The organism is Paraburkholderia sp. NPDC080076, assembly GCF_050281145.1.
In the GTDB taxonomy this organism is placed as follows: Bacteria; Pseudomonadota; Gammaproteobacteria; order Burkholderiales; family Burkholderiaceae; genus Paraburkholderia.
Genome location: NZ_JBNNWQ010000022.1, coordinates 1 through 18,608, shown reverse-complemented (window position 1 = coordinate 18,608; position 18,608 = coordinate 1). Strand labels below are relative to the sequence as shown.

The following is an 18,608-nucleotide window of genomic DNA, read 5'->3' as shown; positions in this document are numbered from 1 at the left end:
AGATCTGCTACCTGTGGGACGTGGACAGGCCGAAGGACGAGAACGCGAGCTGCTGGGTACGCGTGTCCTCGCCGTGGCAGGGCAATTCGTTCGGCACGATCTACGTGCCCCGTATCGGGCAGGAAGTGACGATCAACTACCACGAGGGCGACCCCGACAAGCCCTATATTGCCGACCGGATGGTCAACCGGTTCAGGCAGCCACCGTGGTTACTGCCAGCCAACTACGCACTGAGCGGCACGCGGACGCAGGAACTGAAAGGGTTCCAGGCCAACCAGATCGTCGCAGACGACACGCCCGGCAAACTTCAGGTACAGGTCAGCAGCGATTACGCGCAGTCGCGGCTGATCGTCGGCTACAACACGCGCATCGACGGCAACAAGGGGCGCACGGAAGCGCGGGGCGAAGGCTGGGAACTGGCGACAGACGCATGGGGTGTGGCGCGCGCCAACAAGGGCTTGCTGGTTACCACCGAGACGCGATCAGGTGCCACCGCTCCGGTAAAGGACATGGGCGAGACCGTGCAACGGCTCACGCAGGCGCGCGAACAGCATGAGGACCTGGCGCAACTTGCGCGGCAGCACAAGGCGCAGGATGCACGGGCGAGCCAGCGCGATGCAACGCAAACCATCAAGACGCAGAACGATGCAGTCAGGGGCGGCGCGCAAACCCATGACAATCCGTCGCCTGAAATGACCCGCCCGGACCTGCTGCTAGCGAGCGCAGCAGGGCTGGCGACAACAGCGGCGGACAGCACGCACCAAGCCAGCATGAACGATCACGCAATCACGGCAGGCCGCGACTACAGCCTGTCGGCGGGGCGGTCGTATCACGCCTCGGTGCGAGGCTCGATCTCGCTGTTCGCCTACCAGGACGGCATGAAGTTCATGTCGGCTAGAGGCCGGATTGACATGCAGGCACAGGGTGACGAGATGGGGCTCGCTGCGCTGAAAGACCTCACCATCACCAGCACCGACGGGAAGATCGTTATCTCGGCATCGAAGGAAGTGTGGATCGGCGCGGGTGGTTCGTATATCCAGATCAACGGCAGCGGCATCGTCAACGGCTCACCGGGGCCAATCCTGGAGAAAGGCGCGTCGTGGGACGTACCGGGACCCGATGCGAAGCGGGTGCCAATGCCATTTTTGCCTTCTTCTGATGAAGAAGTTATCGAACAAAGCTTTAGTTTACTGCGCGACGGGGTTACGCCCGTAGATGGATACCACTACGACCTTTACAGCGATGGGGATGATCTCCATACGCGCAAAGGGAAATATTCTGATGGCGAATCGGTGAAATTTTTAGGGCAATCGCCCCTGAAACTTGTTACATGGATTGCGCGAGACTCAGCGAGGAAAGATGCATGACCGATTCCAATCCTTTGAGTACACCACAACCGGCAAGTGGAGCGACACCCCCAAGTGCGCCAGCTGCGGCACAACCAATCGATGCCCAGACAAGGCAACTTGCAGCGATGGCTTATGGAGAGGCATCTTTGCAGGACAATGCCGATGAAATGATGGCTATTGCTAGCGTGCTTAAACGACAACGCGACGCCCGTGGTTATTCCGACATGGCTACGTTTGTAAATAACGAACCGACGTTTTCGTTCGTGGTCAGTGATGGTAATGCACGATACAACGGGCTGATGAAGGCGACGAATGACAAAATAGCCAGCAATCCAGCGATGCAGGCCGCGATTGCTGCGGCACGCAATGCGCTAGCCGGGGGCCCGGATAAATCGAATGGTGCTTATTTTTGGGACGGTGCCGATATCAAAACAAATTATTCCCATCATTTCAAGGTAAGGCAGGGGATCAAGATTGCTGACCCCAGTCATAACATCTACGACATCAAAGATTCGACCCACCTCGTAATTCTGTATAAGATCACGAAGATAAAGAACAAAAAAACACACAAAGTGACAATTAAGAAAGAAGAAATAGGACGCTACGATCACGTCTACGACTCGACGGCTGGCGTGGGCGGCACGATCTTCTGGAAATTTGATCGGCAATACATAGACACTACGGGCGCGAAGGAATACAAATGAACAGAGTCGCCTTTGCTGCGCTGATGAGTCTTATCGTGTCTGGCGTGAGCTGCGCTGCTCAGCCAGATAAAAATATAGTGAAAAGTTGTCTTCGGGCGCAGGCTATCGTTCCCTCTGTCACTATCGAAAGGCTCAACACTGAAGAGATTATGAGAGAGGAAAAATACGCCAATGGCTTCGATGCACTCTATATGTTCGAATATCGTGGTTCCGATGTAGGTTACGCGGAGAATAAAGACGACCAAGCATTGATCTACTTGGACAAACTCTACCGACTATCCAAGGCGATACCATTGGGCGATAATCATGACATCAAACCTGGCGCATTCAATCCAGCGTTGGCGCAATGGATTATTGCAAAGGGTAAGAATAAAAAATATTTCTGCGTAAGTTTTAATTTTGATGGCCTGGGGCGGAGCGGAGGTTTTCAAAATGTACACGGCGGGTATTTATTGGATACGACGACGAAATTTTTGTATTTCGTCGTGAGAGATATCCGAAAGTGATATATCAATCTGGTCCCAATAAGCATTAATTGATGACCGATCTTATCCGACTCGGTGACACCACCGACCACGGCGGCGAAGTCGTCACCGCCTCTCAAACTATGCGTTATGCCGGGCGGTGCGTGGCCCGCGAGGGGGACCTCGTCAAGTGTGGACACTTTCGTGTTTTCAGACGGCCCTATTACCCAACCGAGCTGCAGCGTAACGAATTCCTCGATTGCCGTAACGCTACCTTCGGCCGACGCCGCTTCGCTCTCTGCCCAAGGCGCAACGACGGGAGCCACGCCATTCAATATCGCACTAAACAATTGCGACCAAGGCACCGCCGTCAGCGTAACGCTCACCGATGCGTCCAATATCTCGAATCGTTCCACCACGCTGAGCCTTGCGCCAGACTCTACCGCGGCGGGCGTCGGCCTGCAGCTGCTGAATGGATCAACGCCTATCGCCTATGGCCCAGACTCCGCATCGGCGGGCAATCAGAATCAATGGTTTGCCGGCACTGCGTCAGGCAGTTCGATGACGATTCCGCTGACCGTTCAGTACGTCCGTACTGACGACGCGCTGACCCCCGGCACGGTGCGAGGTCTGGCGACTTTCACGATCGCGTACGAGTAGGATCACTAGGCATCATCAAGCAGACCTTCCGCTCGATGTCACTCTCCGATACGTGTGAGGTCAGTTGCAGGTCGCGTTGTTTGATGCGGAATGCGAACAGTGCAACTTTGTCCGAAGGCCAACACAATAAGAAACAAACCAGAACAAGAACCAAAAAAACTCAAACCTTATACCCAACCCGAACCCCACCCCAATGCCGCCCGTTAACAAAAACAGGCGCCGACGCATCCTTCATCAACACAAACTCGCCACCGCCCATATCCCGCCGATATGTCTGCAGCAAAAACCGCTTGGTATGTGAAGCCGCAGCAATCCCGGTCCGGTCATCGAACATCCGCCGGTTCCGGCAATTTGCCGTATTCCAGACCACATCACCATCACGCTGCGGCAAAGAGAACTTCAGATTATGCGTTGGCAAATAACCCCGCAAATCGATCGCCGCACAAAACGCGACTCGCGGATCGAGATCAAGCAAAGGCTCCTGAATAGCCGGCAACACCCGGTCGGTCAACGCAGTAAACCGCGTCAAAAACTGCGGGGGGTTACTTCCAGCCACCGGTACATAGTGCTGATCGAACAGATCCTCGAGCGAGACTTCACCACGCGCCACGGCCGTTTCGAATGCCTTGCTCACGGCGGCTGCCGCCTGCTGCACGGCCTCGATGAAACGCGTATCCGCCGTTTCCACACCGGTCGCGGCGGTCAGCTCGATCAGGGTTTCGGACACACCGAGCAGATTCCCCAAACGGTCTTTCGCCTGCACGAAGTTTTCGCTCGAATCCTCGACGCCGCTCGCCATTTCCAGCACCTGCGCCTCGAGTCCGCCGCACTGCGATTCGATCTCGCCGGTCAGCACGGCGATCTGTCCCGCCTCGTCGTTCAGATGCGCGATCGCATCGCCAGTTGCATGCACGACGTCGCCGATCTTGCGCGTGCCTTCGCGCACCCGGTGCGCCCGCGCGGTGTTTACGGAACCTTCGCTGATCAACTGCTCGGTCTGTTGCGTGAGCTGCGCCAGCGTCGTCTCGATCTGTCCGGTGGCTTGCGCGGTCTTCGCCGAGAGGTTCTTCACCTCCGCCGCGACCACCGCGAAACTCTTGCCGGAGTCGCCGGCGCGCGCGGCTTCGATCGCGGCATTCAGCGCCAGCAGATGAGTCTGACGCGCGATCAGCGAGATCTCCTCGGAGACGCGGCTCACGTGCGCCAACGCGCTGCGCAGTGCGCCGATCTGGCTTTCGATGACCGTTACGCCTTCCACGAGGCCGTGGATGTCCGCCAGCGACGCTTCGAGCGTCTGCTGCGATTCCTGCACGCCGGTCGCGGCTTCAGTGGATACGTGGCTCATTTTCCGCGCGGCAGCGGCAATGCGATGATTGCCGGCGAGCGTCTGCGCAGCCGATTCGCGCAGCGCGCGGCATACTTGCGCCTGACGTTGCACGCGCGCGGCCACTTCCTCGACGTGTCCCGATACGTCGCAGATCTCGATACCCAGTTTGCCGGCTTGCGCGGCAATATCGCCGACGACCGTGTGCGAACGGGCCGCCCGGCGAAAGCTGAAACGCGTCATGGTGGTCTCCATTGTCGACCAGAGTTGGCGCTTTAGCGCTTACTCTGGTCCCATGCAAAGCGGTCGACCAGAGTTGGCGCTTTAGCTGTCGGCCGGAGTTCGCGCTTTGCGCGTTACTCCGGTCCCATGCAAAGCACTTACTCTGGTCCCATGCAACAGTTTGCTGATGGCGCGCTCGGCGCATTCAGTTGGCGCAGCCACCCTGAACGGATGCAGCGTCTTCTCGATGCGTTTACGGCGGACTTTCAAGCGACTTGATACGGGGTATCCCGCAGTCGTTATGATGTGCGGTCAAACTGTGATCCACAGCCTTACCCGCAGACCTTTCCGTTTCTTACCGGCAACCGATGATCGACTCCTTCGCGCGCGTTTCGGGCTGGCAACAGCTCTATCACCTGTGGCAGCTGATCGTCATGCTCTGCAAATTTCTCTGGGGACTGTTGCGTTTGCTGGGCGGCGGCTGAGCGCGTCGACGCGGCGCGAGGGAAGGGCGTGCGAGATCCGCGCGCGACGTGCACGCGCGAAGCATCGATCGAATGATTGGAACAACAGGAAGAAAGCAGCCAGGTCAGGCCGGCGCGCGACGGGTGCCTTCGTCAACTGAAACACCCGCGCCGCGCGTGCCGAGAAACGCGCGCAGATCGGCCATCACGCGCTCGGGCGCTTCTTCCATCGGAATATGGCCGAGCCCCGGATACATGACCGACTTCGCACCCGGAATGCGGCTTGCGAATTCGGCTGCGTGCGCAGTCGGAATCCAGCGATCCTTCGCACCCCACAGCACCAGCGCCGGCACATCGAGTGTCTTCAGCACGTCGGTGTCGACGTCCTTGAAGTCGAGCGTGGGCACCATCTTGCCGATCGCGGTGCGCGTGTCTTCACCGTGGAAGAACTCGACGTAACGCCGCAGCGTCACCGCGTCGATCTTGCGCGGATCGCCATAGACGTTGCGCACCGCGCTCTTGACGATGACTTCAGGCAGCAACCACGGCGAACTGACCCGCACCAGCGCGCTGTTGAACAGGGCGATGTAAATCGGCAGTTTCATCGGAAAGCCGGCCGAGTCGATCAACACGAGCCGTTCAACGGCTTCGCGATGGCGCACCGCATAGTCCCACGCAATCAGCCCGCCGAGCGAATTGCCGATGAAGGTCGCGCGCGAGATGCCGAGTGCCTGCAGGAACGTGTCGATGAAACGCCGATAGGTGGACAGATTCATCGTTTCGATTTCGCCGCTGCCGGAGCGCAGCGGTCCTGTCACGCCGAACGGCGGCAGGTCGAGGCGGATCACGCGATACTCGCGCCTGAGTTCATCGGCGACGCGATTCCACGTGTGCAACGAAGACGCGAAGCCGTGAATCATCACGATGAGTTCGCCGCTGCCTTCGTCGACGTAATGCACGTCGGCGCCCATGATCTTCACGAATCTGGAGCCGCTTTGCGTGTAGCGCCGGCGCAATTCGTCGCGCGGCACGCTGGTGATGCCGAGGCGCGCGGCGAGCGAGCGCGGCGGCAGCGGGGATGTCGAGGCGGGCGTGCCGGAGTCGATACTTGCCATGTTTTGTTGTCTCCCGTGCAGTTCGATTTTGTGGTTCGCCTGGCCGCGAATCGGATTGCATTGGCGGCGTCTCGCTCTCCCAGTCCATCAGCCGCAGCGCATGGCCTCAGGGCGCGAAGCGATAGTCGTGCGGACGCACACGCCGCGTCCGTTTGCGAAAGCTGAAGGTGAAGCCGGGCCACAAGGCGGTGACCTTGCCGCTGCGGGTCTGATACCAGCTACGACATCCGCTCGCCCACACGGAGTGCTGCATATCCTTCTGCAAACGCGCGTTGAATTCGCGTTGCACGTCGGGCCGCAGATTCATCGTGCGTGCGTTGCGGCGACGCAGTACGCGCAGGCAATCGGCGATGTACTGCACCTGCGACTCGATCATGTAGAGCAGCGAGTTGTGGCCGAGCCCGGTATTCGGGCCGACGAGCATGAAGAAGTTCGGGAAGTTCGCCACGCTGACGCCGAGGTAGGCTTCCGGCCCGTCGCGCAGCCACAGGGCGCTGAGATCCGCGCCGTCGACGCCGGTCACGTCGAACGGCGCGCCGACGTCGTTGACCTGAAAGCCCGTGCCGCAAATGATCGCGTCGGCGGGGTGATGCACGCCGTCTTCGGTCACGATGCCGTCGGCGACGATCTCGCGGATGCCGCTCGTCACCACGTCGACGTTGGGCTGGCTAAGCGCGGGATAGTAGTCGCTCGAGAGCAGCACGCGCTTGCAGCCGAACCGGTAGTTCGGCGTGAGCTTGGCGCGCAGGGCAGGGTCCTTGACGCGTCGTTCGAGATAACTCAGGCCGAACTTCATCGGCACCTTCATCAGTTTCGGATTGACTACGAACGCGATGGCGCGCGATTCGAGCTGCCAGTAGATCGCGCTGCGCACGAAGCGCTGCGTGAACGGCAGATGGTGGAACAGCCAGCGGGCACGCGCGTCGATCGGCTTGTCGGGCTTGGGCATGACCCAAGGCGCGGTGCGCTGGAACAGATCGAGTCGCGCGACGCGCGGCTGGATTTGCGGCACGAACTGGACCGCGCTCGCGCCGGTGCCGATCACCGCGACGCGTTTGCCTTCGAGCGCATACGCATGGTCCCAGCGCGCCGAATGAAACAGCTTGCCTTCGAAGCGCTCGAGCCCGGCAATCCGCGGCATCGCCGGACGGGACAGCGGACCGCTTGCGGCGATCACCACATCGGCCTCGATGGTTTCGCGCACGCCGTTCACGTCGATCTCGACGTGCCAAACCTGGCGCGCTTCGTCGAAACGCGCCGCAGCCACGCGCGCGTTGCAGCGCACGTAACGCTCCACGCCATATTTGCGGACGCAGTGCTTCAGATAGGCGAAGATTTCCGCCTGGCCGCCGAACGCGCGCGACCACGCGGGATTCGGCTCGAACGAAAACGAATAGAGATGCGAGGGCACGTCGCAGGTCGCGCCGGGATAGGTGTTGTCGCGCCAGGTGCCGCCGATATCGCCAGCCGCCTCGTAAATCGTGAACGACGTGATGCCCATTCGCAGCAGACGAATCGCCATGCCGATGCCGGCAAAGCCGCTGCCGACAATCGCGATGCGTGGCGCGGCAGGTGGGGCGGATGAGGCAGGCGTCACGGCGGTCTCCGGCAGGGGGCGAGTTTCAGGCGTCTACATGTGTCTACTGCAGCATAACGCGCAGGGTAGACAACTGTGCACCTAACGTCAAGATCGTTTAGAGTACTGCTATTAAACGCGCCAGGCGCGCATCGATTGAAAACACATGACATCCGTACCGGAAGCGGCAGCCGCCGCGGAGCACGGCGCTGCCGCGGGCCAGGAATTGCCGGCCGGCAAGCGCAAACTGATCGAAGCCGCGTTGCGTCTGACCGCTGGCGGCCGCAGTTTCACGAGCCTGGGTTTGCGCGAACTGGCGCGCGAGGCCGGGCTCAATCCCAATACGTTCTATCGTCATTTCGACACGCTCGACGATCTGGCGCGCGAAGCCGTCGAATCCGTGAGCCGCCGTTTGCGGCCGATGCTGCGGCGTGAGCGCTGGCTCGCCGCGCACGACGAACCGCATAGCGTGCCGCGTCGTGCCTGCGTCGCGTTCTTTGCGTTCGCGCTGGAAAACCGCGAGGCGTTTCTGAGCGCGCTCGCCGAATATCATGGTACATCGCGGGCATTGCGCGAGGCGGTGCGCGCGAACCTGCGCGAGGTGTCGGCGGAAATGGCCGACGACGTGGTGCAACTGGAATTGATGCCGACGCTCACGCGTGAAACCGTCGACGAAGTCTGCACGCAGATCGTGCTGCAACTCTTTCATTTGTCGGCTGACTATATCGACGCGGACGACGCGGACGACCCACGCCGCGATGCGCTGATCGCGTATGCCGAGCGCTTCATCGTCAGGCTGTTCGCGGGGGCGGTGTTGATGGCGCAGCACGAGCCGGAAAGGGCGTTGGCGCCGATACACGTGTGAAGCCTTAACGAATCGCCATAACGAAACAGGCTCCGTAATGGAGCCTGTTTTCGTGACGCATGCTTGTCCGGCTGATTCGATTTCAGCCGCGCAGCGAAGCTCAGGTGTTGTCGTTCCAGCTGCCGGAGTCGTCGCTGCTGCCCAGGTCGACACCGCCGCCGTTGTCGTTCCAGTCGTTCGAGCCTTGGCCGAAGTCGAGGCCGCCGCCATTGCCGCCATCGTTGCCACGGCGGCGCGCTTCGTCGTCGACGACCACGTCGCGCTCCACTACGCGCTCACGCCCGGAGTTCAGCGCTTCGCCGAGCAGCACACCGGTCAGCAGACCGCCCATGCCGCCGCCGAAACCACCGCCGCCTTGCTGCACGATGACCGGCGGCTGTTGCTGATACGGTCCTTGCTGCGGATAAGGCGCTTGCGGCGGATTGCCGAAACGTTCGGCTTCCTGCGCATACGGCGACTGCTGCTGCGAGCTGGCGGCCGGCGCGGCATACGGATCGGGCCGGCCTTCGAGGCGCGCGCGCATGCTGCCGAGGCGTTGTTCGAGTTCGTCGAGCTGATACGGCGGCAGCGGATTCTTGCTGACCGACAGTGTTTCGACGAGGCCGCGCAACTGGTCTTCAGTCGCTTCGACTTCCTTCTCCAGCGCCTCATGACCTTGCACGGTGGAGAGCTTCACATCGAGCTTGAGCGAACGGACGGTGTTGAGCATCTCCGTGGCGCGCTTGAGTTGCACGCGACGCTCGTCGTCGGCGCGCGTATCGCCTTGCGTGCGGGCGCGGCGCAAGGTCCAGCGCAGCACCAGCGCGATCACGCCGACGAGGATGAGAATGCCGATCCACATACCCATGCCCGGACCATGCCGTTGCGGCGCTTGCGGGACCATCGCCGACTGTTGCTGCACGGACGGCGCCGTCTGCTGCTGCGCGAACGGGTTGGGCGCGTGGCTGGTCGTGTTGCCGCCCGCGGCGCCTGCGCGTTCCGCGTCCTTGCGAATACGCGCTTCGGTTTGCGCGAAGCGGGTCGGGTCCGTGAAGCGGATTTGCGGGTCGAGTGTCTTGGCCTGCTGGACCTGGGCGAGCGCGTCGGCGGAACGGCCTTCGCGATCGAGCACCTGGGCGTACAGATAGTGGGCGCGCGCATTGTTCGGATGCGCCTGCAGCACTTCGCTCAGACCGGCGTCGGCCTGTTGCCAGTTGCCTTGCGACATGGCCGATTCGATCTGCTGAACGGTGGGCACAGCGAACGCCGCGGCCGACACGAACAGCAGTGAGGCAAACGCGGTTGCGAGAAATTTTTTCATTTACGGACCGGGCGCATTGCGCCCGTCTCCTTCAGTCGATTCCGGCGGCTCACACGAAGGCCGCCGGTATGTACTGCTGCCGACGCAATTACTGGGCCGGCGTATTGATCTGCTTCTTCAATGCTTCGAGACGATCTTCGACGGACGGACCGCGGTTCAGATCCGCGAGCTTGTCCTCGAGCGCCTTGCCGCTCTTCACGTCAGCCGAATTCAGGCGTGCGTCCGAACGGGCATTCGACAACGCGACCTTGTCTTCGAGCTTCTGGAAATCTTCGGACAGATTCTTGCCGCCGATGCCACCCAATGCCGTGGCTGCCACGTCTTTCGCCTGCGCGATCTGCTGCTTGGCTTGCAGAATGTTCGAGCGTGCGTTCAGGTCGTTGCGACGCGTGCGCATGTCTTCGATCTGACTCTTGAGCTGCGCCACCGACGGCTCCAGCGTAGTCAGTTCCTTCGCGAGCGCATCGCGTTCGGCTTCGGCCGTGGCTTGCGCGCCGAGGGCTTCGCGGGCGAGCGCTTCGTCGCCGGATTGCAGCGCGCGTTTCGCGCCGTCTTCGTATTTCTTCGCCTTGTCCGCGGCAACATCGCGCTTGCTTTGCTGCGTGGCCACTTGTGCCTGGATCTCGATCAGCGAGTTCTCGGCTTTGGCGATGCTCTCGTCGAGTTCGCGCACGATCTGGCGCGAGTCGCGCGACGGATCCTGCACGGAATCGGCTGCGTCGTTCAGGAGACCTTTAAGCGTGCGCGAAATGCTGTCAAAAAGCGACATGAAAACCTCCAAAGAATGTAAACGGCGCTGAATAATCCCGCGCGCTTAACTGCATTCAACTGCTACTTTACGCCGCTGCGCGCGAAGCTGCGCAACGTTCGGACCGGAGTTCGGGGCGTGCGCGCCGATTGCAATAGCGGCGACGTAAATTGTTCGATTCGAATATCGAGTGACAAACAGCTCAAAGGTTAAATCGCGCGGCGCGTCATTCAGCCGCCCGCGGATATTACACCACGCGCTCTCTTAAAACCGACTTAAAGGGCGCGATGACAAATTGGCCAACTTTGCGCGCGGCAAGTGTCGCTGGCGTGAATGGACGCGGTGCGCGTGTGCCGTGTTTGCGTCCGTTGTCGCCGCAAGCGAGTAGGGCTGAATACGTCCAGTAGCCGTGCATTCAACGACACTAAAGACGTCTATGCCGACGGTATTTTCGACGCGCAACAGCCGCTGCCAATCGCTCGGTGAATGCCAGGCTTGCAATGCCGAAAGCTCGCGCATTTTGAATGACGCCGATGTAACGATATGCAACGCGTCGCCACACGTCGTGCGATATGCGGCGCACGTGCTCACTACGCGAAACGGCCGCCTTTCGTGCTCGGATCGCCGAGCGGATCGTCGTCGTCGCGTGGTGTGTCGAGGCGCGGGCGTTTGAGCACGCCGCGCAATTGCGCTTCCGGATCGGTTTGCTGGGGCGTGGATCCTTCCGCCGAAGCTGCTTCGGCCGCTGCCATGCGCGCGACGGCTTCGGCGGTTGCCGCGGCTTCCTCGTCGATGCCAGCGGCGAGGGCAGCGGCCAGACCTGCCGGCAACAACGGCGCGGGTTCAGCCTCTGCTTGCCGTGCCGGCGCACCCGGCAACACGTTCGCAGCCGGCGCCGGCGCATTGGAACCCGCCGCGTTATCCGTGGACGCCCCTGTCGCACCGTCACCGCGCGTTTGCAAAGCCGGCGGCAATACGGCGCGCGCATGCCGTGTGCCGCGCGCGACCCGTTGCAGCGCGGCGTCGAGCGCGTCCGGCGCGCGGGGCGCGCGCAACCGGTCGACGATGCTCGCCGCTTTCACCTGCTCGCTGGTTGCGCCGAAGCTCAACACCGCGCGCCGCATCAGCTCGCTGACGCTAATCCCCAGATTCTCGGCGGTGGAAGTGATCGCGCGTTTCTGCGCGGTTGTGACGAATACGACGATGCGTTCGCTGGGCTTGTTCATAGTCGGCTCGCATACTTGTTGGCATGGGCGGTTCAAAGCGTGCATTTGGCGGACGCCGTGGCGCGAGCGGGTGTTGGCGCGCGCCGAGTCCATCATATGACGAGTTGCCCCGATGCGGAACGGGCGCGACATGAAAATCCCGTGACATCAATGAGTTGTAGCGTTTGCGGGCGGCTTGTCCACAGGCCTTTCAACATTTTCTGTGTATAACTCCGGCCACGTGGAAAACGCTCGCAAGACTGCCCGGAACTACAGACTCCTTTCGCGCGAAGGGAATTCTTACAAAAAAACTAACTTGGACCGCGCGTGATTTCTTTTAAAATGCGCTGTTACGTTGCGCCGGGCCCGCTCCAGGCGCGCCGTGCGGCCGGCCGGGGGCAAAGGGCCGCGCGGTGGTTTGCGCCTCAGGCTACGATGCTCGATCACGATCCATGTGTGCGCCAGGAGCGCATGCAGAAAGGCGTTCAGTCATGCGCCCACTACTCCAGTCATGCCAATCATCAAACGACCGCATTCATCCAATTCTCCGTCTGGTGAAGACAGGGATTCCTACCAACGCACTCCAGGACGCAATGCAGCTTCGCGCGACGCCGAGGCCGGCCGCCGTTCCCTCGGCGCGACCATTGCCATCTGGTTCGCGAGCCTGCTTGCGACCATCGCGGTGGTGGGCGCGCTGATCGTCGGCTATGCGCTGGTGGTGATGGGGCCGCAACTGCCGTCGCTCGACGCGCTGACCGACTATCGTCCGAAGGTGCCGCTGCGGGTCTATACCGCCGACCATGTGCTGATCGGCGAATTCGGCGAGGAGCGGCGCAGTCTCGTGCGCTTCCAGGACATTCCCGATCAGATGAAAAAAGCGGTGCTCGCGATCGAAGACTATCGCTTCTACGAGCACGGCGGCGTCGACTTCCTGGGCATTCTGCGCGCCGGTTTTGCCGACCTCGCGCACGGCGGCGCGTCGCAGGGCGCGAGCACGATCACTATGCAGGTGGCGCGCAACTTCTTCCTTTCGAGCGAGAAGACCTACACGCGCAAGATCTACGAAATGCTGCTCGCGTACAAGATCGAGCGCGCGCTGACCAAGGATCAGATTCTCGAGCTGTACATGAACCAGATTTATCTGGGCGAGCGCGCCTATGGTTTCGCGGCGGCCGCGCGCGTGTACTTCGGCAAGGATCTGAAAGACATCACGCTGGCGGAATCGGCGATGCTGGCCGGCTTGCCGAAGGCGCCGTCCGCGTATAACCCGGTGGTCAATCCGAAGCGCGCGAAGATCCGTCAGGAGTACATTCTGCGGCGCATGCTCGAGCTGAGATACATCAGCCAGGATCAGTACGATCAGGCCGTGAAGGAAGAGATTCACACCAAGAATCCGGGCAACGAATATAGCGTGCATGCCGAGTACATCGCCGAAATGGTCCGGCAGATGATGTACGCGCAGTACAAGGACGAAACCTACACGCGCGGCCTGAACGTCACCACCACGATCGACTCCGCCGATCAGGACGCCGCCTATCGCGCGGTGCGCAAGGGCGTGATGGATTACGAGCGGCGCCACGGCTATCGCGGGCCGGAAGGTTTCGTGCAACTGCCCGCGCCGGGCGACGACCGCGATCAGACCATCGACGACGCGCTCACCGATCACCCCGACAACGGCGAGATCATCGCCGCCGTGGTGACGGACGCGAGTCCGAAGCAGGTCAAGGCTCAACTGGTGGACGGCACGCAGGTGACGATCAGCGGCGACGGTCTGCGCTTCGTGGCGGGCGGGTTGAGCGCGCGCGCCACGGCGGCCACGAAGATCAAGCCAGGCTCGATCGTGCGTCTGGTTGCCGACGACAAGGGCAACTGGCAGATCACGCAATTGCCGCAGGTGGAAGGCGCGCTGGTGTCGCTCACGCCGCAGGACGGCGCGATTCGCGCGCTAGTGGGCGGCTTCGACTTCAACAAGAACAAGTTCAACCACGTCACGCAGGCGTGGCGTCAGCCGGGTTCCAGCTTCAAGCCGTTCATCTATTCGGCCGCGCTCGACAAGGGACTCGGACCGGCCACGATCATCAACGACGCGCCGCTGTATTTCCCGTCGAGCACGCCGGGCGGCGACGCGTGGGAGCCGAAGGACGACGACCAGCCGGACGGTCCGATGCCGCTGCGTCTCGCGTTGCAGAAGTCGAAGAACCTCGTGTCGATCCGTATTCTGTCGTTCATCGGCACCAAGTACGCGCAAGACTTCGTCACGCAGCGTTTTGGTTTCGACGCCGACAAGACCCCGCCGTATCTGCCGATGGCGCTCGGTGCGGGCCTCGTCACGCCGTTGCAGTCGGCGGGTGCGTATTCGGTGTTCGCAAACGGCGGCTTCCGGATCAATCCGTATCTGATCAACGAGGTGACCGACGCGCGCGGCGAACCGCTCTCCAAAGCGCAGCCGCTGACCGCTGGACGCGATGCGCCGCGTACACTCGAACCGCGTAACGCGTACATCATGAACAGCCTGCTGCATTCGGTGGCGACGGCCGGCACGGGCGCGGGCACCAACGCGCTGCATCGTTCGGACTTGCAGGGCAAGACGGGTACGACCAACGACGCGAAGGACGGCTGGTTCGCTGGCTATCAGCAGTCGCTCGTGGCAGTGGCCTGGATGGGTTATGACCAGCCGAAGAGCCTCGGCAGCCGCGAATTCGGCGCGCAGCTGGCGTTGCCGATCTGGGTGGAATACATGCAGCGCGCGTTGCGCGGAGTGCCGCAAGGCGAACCGGCGCAGCCGGACGGCGTGACCTCGGTCGACGGCGAGCTGTTCTATACCGACATGACGCCGGGCAATGGTTTCGTGGCCAGCATCGGTCTGGATTCCGCGAATCCGACCGCCGGCGTGAGCGATGCGGTCGGCGGCGTGGGCCCGGCGGGCATGACTCCGCCGGCGGTGCCGCCGCCGAGTGTCTCGTCGAACGAGAAGAAGCAGATCATGGATCTGTTCGAATCGAACAAGCCTTGATGTTCTCCAGGGGATACCCTTGGAAAGCAACGGAGACTTGCGGGCCGTGTGAGTCTTGCGGCCCTGCCCACGCAAGGTTTTGAAAGAGCAGGAAAGCGCCGCCCGGTGCGGTTTTCGCGCCGCTTCTCGGGTGGGCCGCCCAGCAGATTGTGTGCCCGGCATGCGCGGTGTGTTCTAATCACACTGGCGGTGCTTTTATCAAGGGTCCTGAAGGACGCCTGATCCCTAACCGGTTTCGGTCTCCAGCACCACTGCATCTCGCCTCGAGCGAGACGTCCATTCTCGAACCCCCGCGCCGCGCGAGACCCGGTATGACGCGCGCGCATGTCACTTCGTCCGCTGGCAATGTTGAGGTTGCCGCGGCCGACGTGTTTGCCATCCAGCATCCACCGGGTCCCGCCTTGTGAAAAGTCGAATCCTGATCTGTCTGATGACAGGTCTGCTGCGCGCATTTGCCTTTCTGCCGTATAGCGTTGTCGCGCGAATCGGCAGCGGTATCGGCGCGTTGCTGTACCGCATTCCCAGCACGCGCCGGCGTGTCGTGCATACCAATCTGAAGCTGTGTTTCCCGGACATGAGCGACGAGGCGCGCGAACGTCTGGCGCGCGCGCACTTTTGTCACGTGATCCGCAGTTATGTCGAGCGCGGGCCGCAATGGTTCGGCAATGCGCAGGCGCTGGCACGCCTCGTCGAAGTGGAGAGCGCGATCGATCTGTCCGACATGGCGGGTCAGCCGACAATTTTCGTCGGCTTCCATTTCGTCGGTATCGAGGCGGGCTGCATGATGTACTCGACGCGGCATCCGGTCGCTTCGCTCTATACGCCGATGTCGAATCTCCTGCTCGACGCGATGGCCAAGCGGCAGCGCGGCCGCTTCGGCACGGAGATGATTCCACGCAGCGATAGCGTGCGGCGAGCGTTGCGCGTGCTGCGCGACGGCAAGCCGGTGATGCTGGCCGCGGACATGGATTTCGGCTTGCGGGATTCGGTGTTCGTGCCGTTCTTCGGCGTGCCGGCCTGCACGCTGACCTCCGTCTCGCGGATGGCGCGCGCGGCGAATGCGCGGGTAGTGCCGTTCGTGACAGAAGTGCTGCCGGACTATCGCGGGTACAAGCTGAGCATCTTCGAAGCGCTAAGCGATTTCCCGTCCGACGACGTGGCTGTCGACGCGCGGCGTATCACCGAGTTTCTCGAGACGCAGGTAAGGCGGATTCCTGACCAATACTATTGGGTGCACAAGCGGTTCAAGAATCGGCCGGCAGGTGAGGCGAGTGTTTATTGATGCGGGGCGGCGCTAAACGCGTCTGGAACAGTGCGCCTGGTCCGGCAGGTTGAAGTCTAGCACTACCCCCGGCTCCGCGCAGATCACATCATTCCTCATCGACGGGTAGCGCCCGCTGCACTGCGATGCGCAGGATCTCCTCGGAGAGTTCCGTCGCCTCATGCAGCCAGAACATGCTCACTTCAAGTGACTTCATGTCCTCGATGTCCTGCTGGTCCTCCAGCGCGATGAACAGCACTGCAAAGCGCACGCGCGTGCCGTCCAGCAGCGGGAACGTGTACAGCCCCTCCATCGGCGCAGTCAGCTTCACGTCGCCGAACCCGTGCGGCATCCAGTCCTGCACGGTCTTCAGCGTAGCCGTCTTCAGCTTCGAGTAGGTCGCGTGCGCACAGGCGAGACGCAAGCGCCGCACCCCCTCGCGGTCGGCAGGCTGGAGCTTGCACCGCAACAGCCCATCCATGGACGCGCCGACCGACTTGCCGCCGCCAGACGGACCTGCAATGGCCTTGATAAACGCGTTCGAATTGTGCAGCGCGAGTACCATCGGCGACGTGCGATAGTCGGCCAGAATCTCCGGTAGCGGCGCGACGCGCAGCACGAGATCGAACGCGAGCGAACCCCGTGACGCCTTGGCGAACTCACGCGGTTCGGGCGGGGCGGTTCATCCACGATGTTCTCCCGGTGAGCGCAGCTCATTGAGGAGCCGGCGCACTGCGACACGGACAATCTGCTGGATCGGGCGGTGCGTCGCCCTCGAGACCGCGCGCAGCTCATCGAGCAGTTCCTGCGGCAGGTACTGGCGATACGAAGGGTTGCGGTAGCGACCGGCCATGACTGCGCAACCTCCGATGTCCGCTGCAAGTGACTTTCCTACAGCTCCAGCACGTCCGCCGACATCAGCCGCGCGCGGACCAGCTTGTAGTGCGCGCAGGCGAGCAGCTCGCCTGCGACGGCGGGCGGTGCGTCGCCGAAACCGAACACGGACATCGCGTGCGAATCGAGCATCACGACCGCGCCCCTGATGCCTTCATGCTCGCCGTGCTCGATCGCATCGGCCAGGCGTTGGAGCATCCCCACAATATCGGAAAGCGACACTTCACGGATTGGCATGACCTTCAGATCAGGCATCGCGCACTCCTGAGCAAAGCACTAATACGGTACATATCCATGCCCCATGGCAACGTCAACCGTTGTCGCTACCGGGTCAACGAGTGCCACGCGAGCGTGGCTCCAGCAGAAAGTGACGCTGCGAAGCCTTTTTTCAGTGCATCACCGTTTTGGAACCATCAACCTGAACCAGCAGGAATGAGCGGATCATGTGTTACCCATGTCTCCGGTCCATACAATAGGTGAAAAAGATTTCACCATTCCGTGAGGTTTGCCGTGGTAGCACAGAGAAGAAAATGGAGTGCCGAGGAAAAGGAAGCGATAGTGAAGGAAAGCATGGTGCGCGATACCGTAATCGGCGATGTTGCAGCCAGGTATGGCATACCCATGACGGTACTGTCGCGCCGGCGCGGCCAGTAAAGGGCCGATGCATTCTGTTTCCTTTCAGGGCGGCAGGTAAGGGTAGAACTGCAAAAGGCACTCAGACGGATCAGTGACCTTGAGCAGCGTCTTGCAGAAACAGCCGGGGACAGTCGCCCTATCACGGGCCGTTTGCTGCTGGTCACCTGATCCGCTTGTTGGAGTCGTCCTATCGCAGCAGCGCGCGCACGACACCTACATTGGCGTGTCCTCCGTGAGGGTTATCCAGACTCTCTCGACCGCCGTCGTTACCTTTCCCCGGAAGCGTAGGGCTTCTTCTCGGACTCCTCGTGCGGGCCTTTTTTATTGCCCGAAACGAAAAATAACAGGGAGTGATTTCCGGGGCGCTGCATGAACCATCGACCCCGCACGCTCGCATACCTTGAACAGTTAACCTGGTCCATGATTCATATCAACGGCCTGCCTGGTTATGCGAAGTACCTGTCTGTATTTTCGTTGTGACCAGATTTTACAGTTGTCCTATATACACCTCGTAAATGTCCCTTTGATAATGAGGAAGAATATTTTGAACGGGGACAGACGTATGAGGTCATGTAGAAGCCGGTTGTATCAGGTCAGTCCAGGGAGTGTCCATGTATAACCCCAGCCAGTCACGCACCCTGAGCGTGTCGTGCGAGGCGTTCCCGGTTGATCGCGGTGTGCCGGTCCTGTCTCCCGTGCGGCTGCGTGGCACCGAGGCGCTCGGCAAGCTGTACAGATACACGCTGGACATGGCGACAACGTACACGCCGGGGCTTTCCCAGTACAACACCAGATTTCAGATCGTCCC

The 18,608-nt window shown here is 61.3% G+C and carries 18 protein-coding genes and 1 pseudogene; 10 read left to right on the top strand and 9 right to left on the bottom strand.

Annotated elements, in window-relative coordinates:
* The 5 genes and pseudogenes from ACQKRQ_RS41105 to ACQKRQ_RS41085 form a co-directional block, all read left to right on the top strand.
* Positions 1-1,367: DUF2345 domain-containing protein (locus ACQKRQ_RS41105; protein ID WP_427483490.1), on the top strand; the 1,367-nt coding region annotated here is incomplete at its 5' end.
* The gene (locus ACQKRQ_RS41100) at positions 1,364-2,053 is read left to right on the top strand and encodes a hypothetical protein (protein WP_427483488.1); all 690 of its coding nucleotides are present in this window, start codon (positions 1,364-1,366) and stop codon (positions 2,051-2,053) included. The genes ACQKRQ_RS41105 and ACQKRQ_RS41100, both read left to right, overlap by 4 nt.
* Positions 2,050-2,559 (top strand): hypothetical protein, encoded by a 510-nt coding sequence (locus ACQKRQ_RS41095; RefSeq protein ID WP_132374195.1) that lies wholly within the window; start codon positions 2,050-2,052, stop codon positions 2,557-2,559. The genes ACQKRQ_RS41100 and ACQKRQ_RS41095 overlap by 4 nt, the downstream gene beginning before the upstream one ends.
* Positions 2,560-2,591: 32 nt before the next feature.
* Positions 2,592-2,702: pseudogene (locus tag ACQKRQ_RS41090) on the top strand (PAAR domain-containing protein); the annotation flags it as partial.
* Positions 2,703-2,721: 19 nt separating this feature from the next.
* Positions 2,722-3,177, top strand: coding sequence for a fimbrial protein (locus ACQKRQ_RS41085; RefSeq protein ID WP_427483486.1), 456 nt, complete (start codon positions 2,722-2,724; stop codon positions 3,175-3,177).
* Positions 3,178-3,337: 160 nt separating this feature from the next.
* Here ACQKRQ_RS41085 and ACQKRQ_RS41080 read toward each other — a convergent pair whose 3' ends face one another.
* The 3 genes from ACQKRQ_RS41080 to ACQKRQ_RS41070 form a co-directional block, all read right to left on the bottom strand.
* On the bottom strand, positions 3,338-4,744 hold the full coding sequence (locus ACQKRQ_RS41080) for a methyl-accepting chemotaxis protein (protein WP_427483484.1): 1,407 nt from the start codon (positions 4,742-4,744) through the stop codon (positions 3,338-3,340).
* Positions 4,745-5,312: 568 nt separating this feature from the next.
* On the bottom strand, positions 5,313-6,302 hold the full coding sequence (locus tag ACQKRQ_RS41075) for an alpha/beta fold hydrolase (RefSeq protein WP_427483482.1): 990 nt from the start codon (positions 6,300-6,302) through the stop codon (positions 5,313-5,315).
* Between the two features lie 106 nt (positions 6,303-6,408).
* Positions 6,409-7,899 carry a flavin-containing monooxygenase gene (locus ACQKRQ_RS41070; RefSeq protein WP_427483480.1) on the bottom strand — a complete coding sequence of 497 codons (1,491 nt, stop codon included), beginning with the start codon at positions 7,897-7,899 and terminating at the stop codon, positions 6,409-6,411.
* A gap of 145 nt (positions 7,900-8,044) precedes the next feature.
* Between ACQKRQ_RS41070 and ACQKRQ_RS41065 the strand changes: the two genes are divergently transcribed.
* A complete protein-coding gene (locus ACQKRQ_RS41065; RefSeq protein WP_427483479.1) occupies positions 8,045-8,743 on the top strand; it encodes a TetR family transcriptional regulator in 699 nt (232 codons plus the stop codon).
* A 100-nt stretch (positions 8,744-8,843) separates the two neighbouring features.
* On the opposite strand, the gene ACQKRQ_RS41060 is transcribed toward ACQKRQ_RS41065, so the two are convergent.
* The 3 genes from ACQKRQ_RS41060 to ACQKRQ_RS41050 all read right to left on the bottom strand — a co-directional run bounded on the left by ACQKRQ_RS41060 (position 8,844) and on the right by ACQKRQ_RS41050 (position 12,017).
* Positions 8,844-10,043, bottom strand: coding sequence for a tetratricopeptide repeat protein (locus ACQKRQ_RS41060; protein ID WP_427483478.1), 1,200 nt, complete (start codon positions 10,041-10,043; stop codon positions 8,844-8,846).
* Positions 10,044-10,131: 88 nt separating this feature from the next.
* Positions 10,132-10,812: a PspA/IM30 family protein gene (locus ACQKRQ_RS41055; protein ID WP_132374200.1), complete on the bottom strand. Its 681-nt coding sequence runs from the start codon at positions 10,810-10,812 to the stop codon at positions 10,132-10,134.
* A 569-nt stretch (positions 10,813-11,381) separates the two neighbouring features.
* Complete coding sequence (locus tag ACQKRQ_RS41050) at positions 11,382-12,017, bottom strand: hypothetical protein (RefSeq protein ID WP_427483477.1); 636 nt, start codon at positions 12,015-12,017, stop codon at positions 11,382-11,384.
* Positions 12,018-12,507: 490 nt separating this feature from the next.
* Here ACQKRQ_RS41050 and ACQKRQ_RS41045 point away from each other — a divergent pair, with 490 nt between their 5' ends.
* Together ACQKRQ_RS41045 and ACQKRQ_RS41040 are read left to right on the top strand one after the other, a co-directional pair.
* Positions 12,508-15,009 (top strand): penicillin-binding protein 1A, encoded by a 2,502-nt coding sequence (locus ACQKRQ_RS41045; protein WP_427483475.1) that lies wholly within the window; start codon positions 12,508-12,510, stop codon positions 15,007-15,009.
* A 430-nt stretch (positions 15,010-15,439) separates the two neighbouring features.
* The gene (locus ACQKRQ_RS41040) at positions 15,440-16,291 is read left to right on the top strand and encodes a lipid A biosynthesis lauroyl acyltransferase (protein WP_408176160.1); all 852 of its coding nucleotides are present in this window, start codon (positions 15,440-15,442) and stop codon (positions 16,289-16,291) included.
* Between the two features lie 88 nt (positions 16,292-16,379).
* Here ACQKRQ_RS41040 and ACQKRQ_RS41035 read toward each other — a convergent pair whose 3' ends face one another.
* From ACQKRQ_RS41035 to ACQKRQ_RS41025, 3 genes are all read right to left on the bottom strand, one after another.
* The gene (locus ACQKRQ_RS41035) at positions 16,380-16,889 is read right to left on the bottom strand and encodes a hypothetical protein (protein ID WP_427483474.1); all 510 of its coding nucleotides are present in this window, start codon (positions 16,887-16,889) and stop codon (positions 16,380-16,382) included.
* A gap of 63 nt (positions 16,890-16,952) precedes the next feature.
* Entirely contained in the window at positions 16,953-17,123 is a 171-nt protein-coding gene (locus tag ACQKRQ_RS41030) for a hypothetical protein (RefSeq protein ID WP_427483472.1), read from the bottom strand.
* A 38-nt stretch (positions 17,124-17,161) separates the two neighbouring features.
* Positions 17,162-17,419, bottom strand: a complete 258-nt coding sequence (locus ACQKRQ_RS41025; RefSeq protein ID WP_427483470.1) for a hypothetical protein — start codon at positions 17,417-17,419, stop codon at positions 17,162-17,164.
* A 243-nt stretch (positions 17,420-17,662) separates the two neighbouring features.
* Here ACQKRQ_RS41025 and ACQKRQ_RS41020 point away from each other — a divergent pair, with 243 nt between their 5' ends.
* Positions 17,663-17,818: a transposase gene (locus ACQKRQ_RS41020; RefSeq protein WP_427483468.1), complete on the top strand. Its 156-nt coding sequence runs from the start codon at positions 17,663-17,665 to the stop codon at positions 17,816-17,818.
* A gap of 593 nt (positions 17,819-18,411) precedes the next feature.
* Positions 18,412-18,608: hypothetical protein (locus tag ACQKRQ_RS41015; RefSeq protein WP_427483466.1), on the top strand; the 197-nt coding region annotated here is incomplete at its 3' end.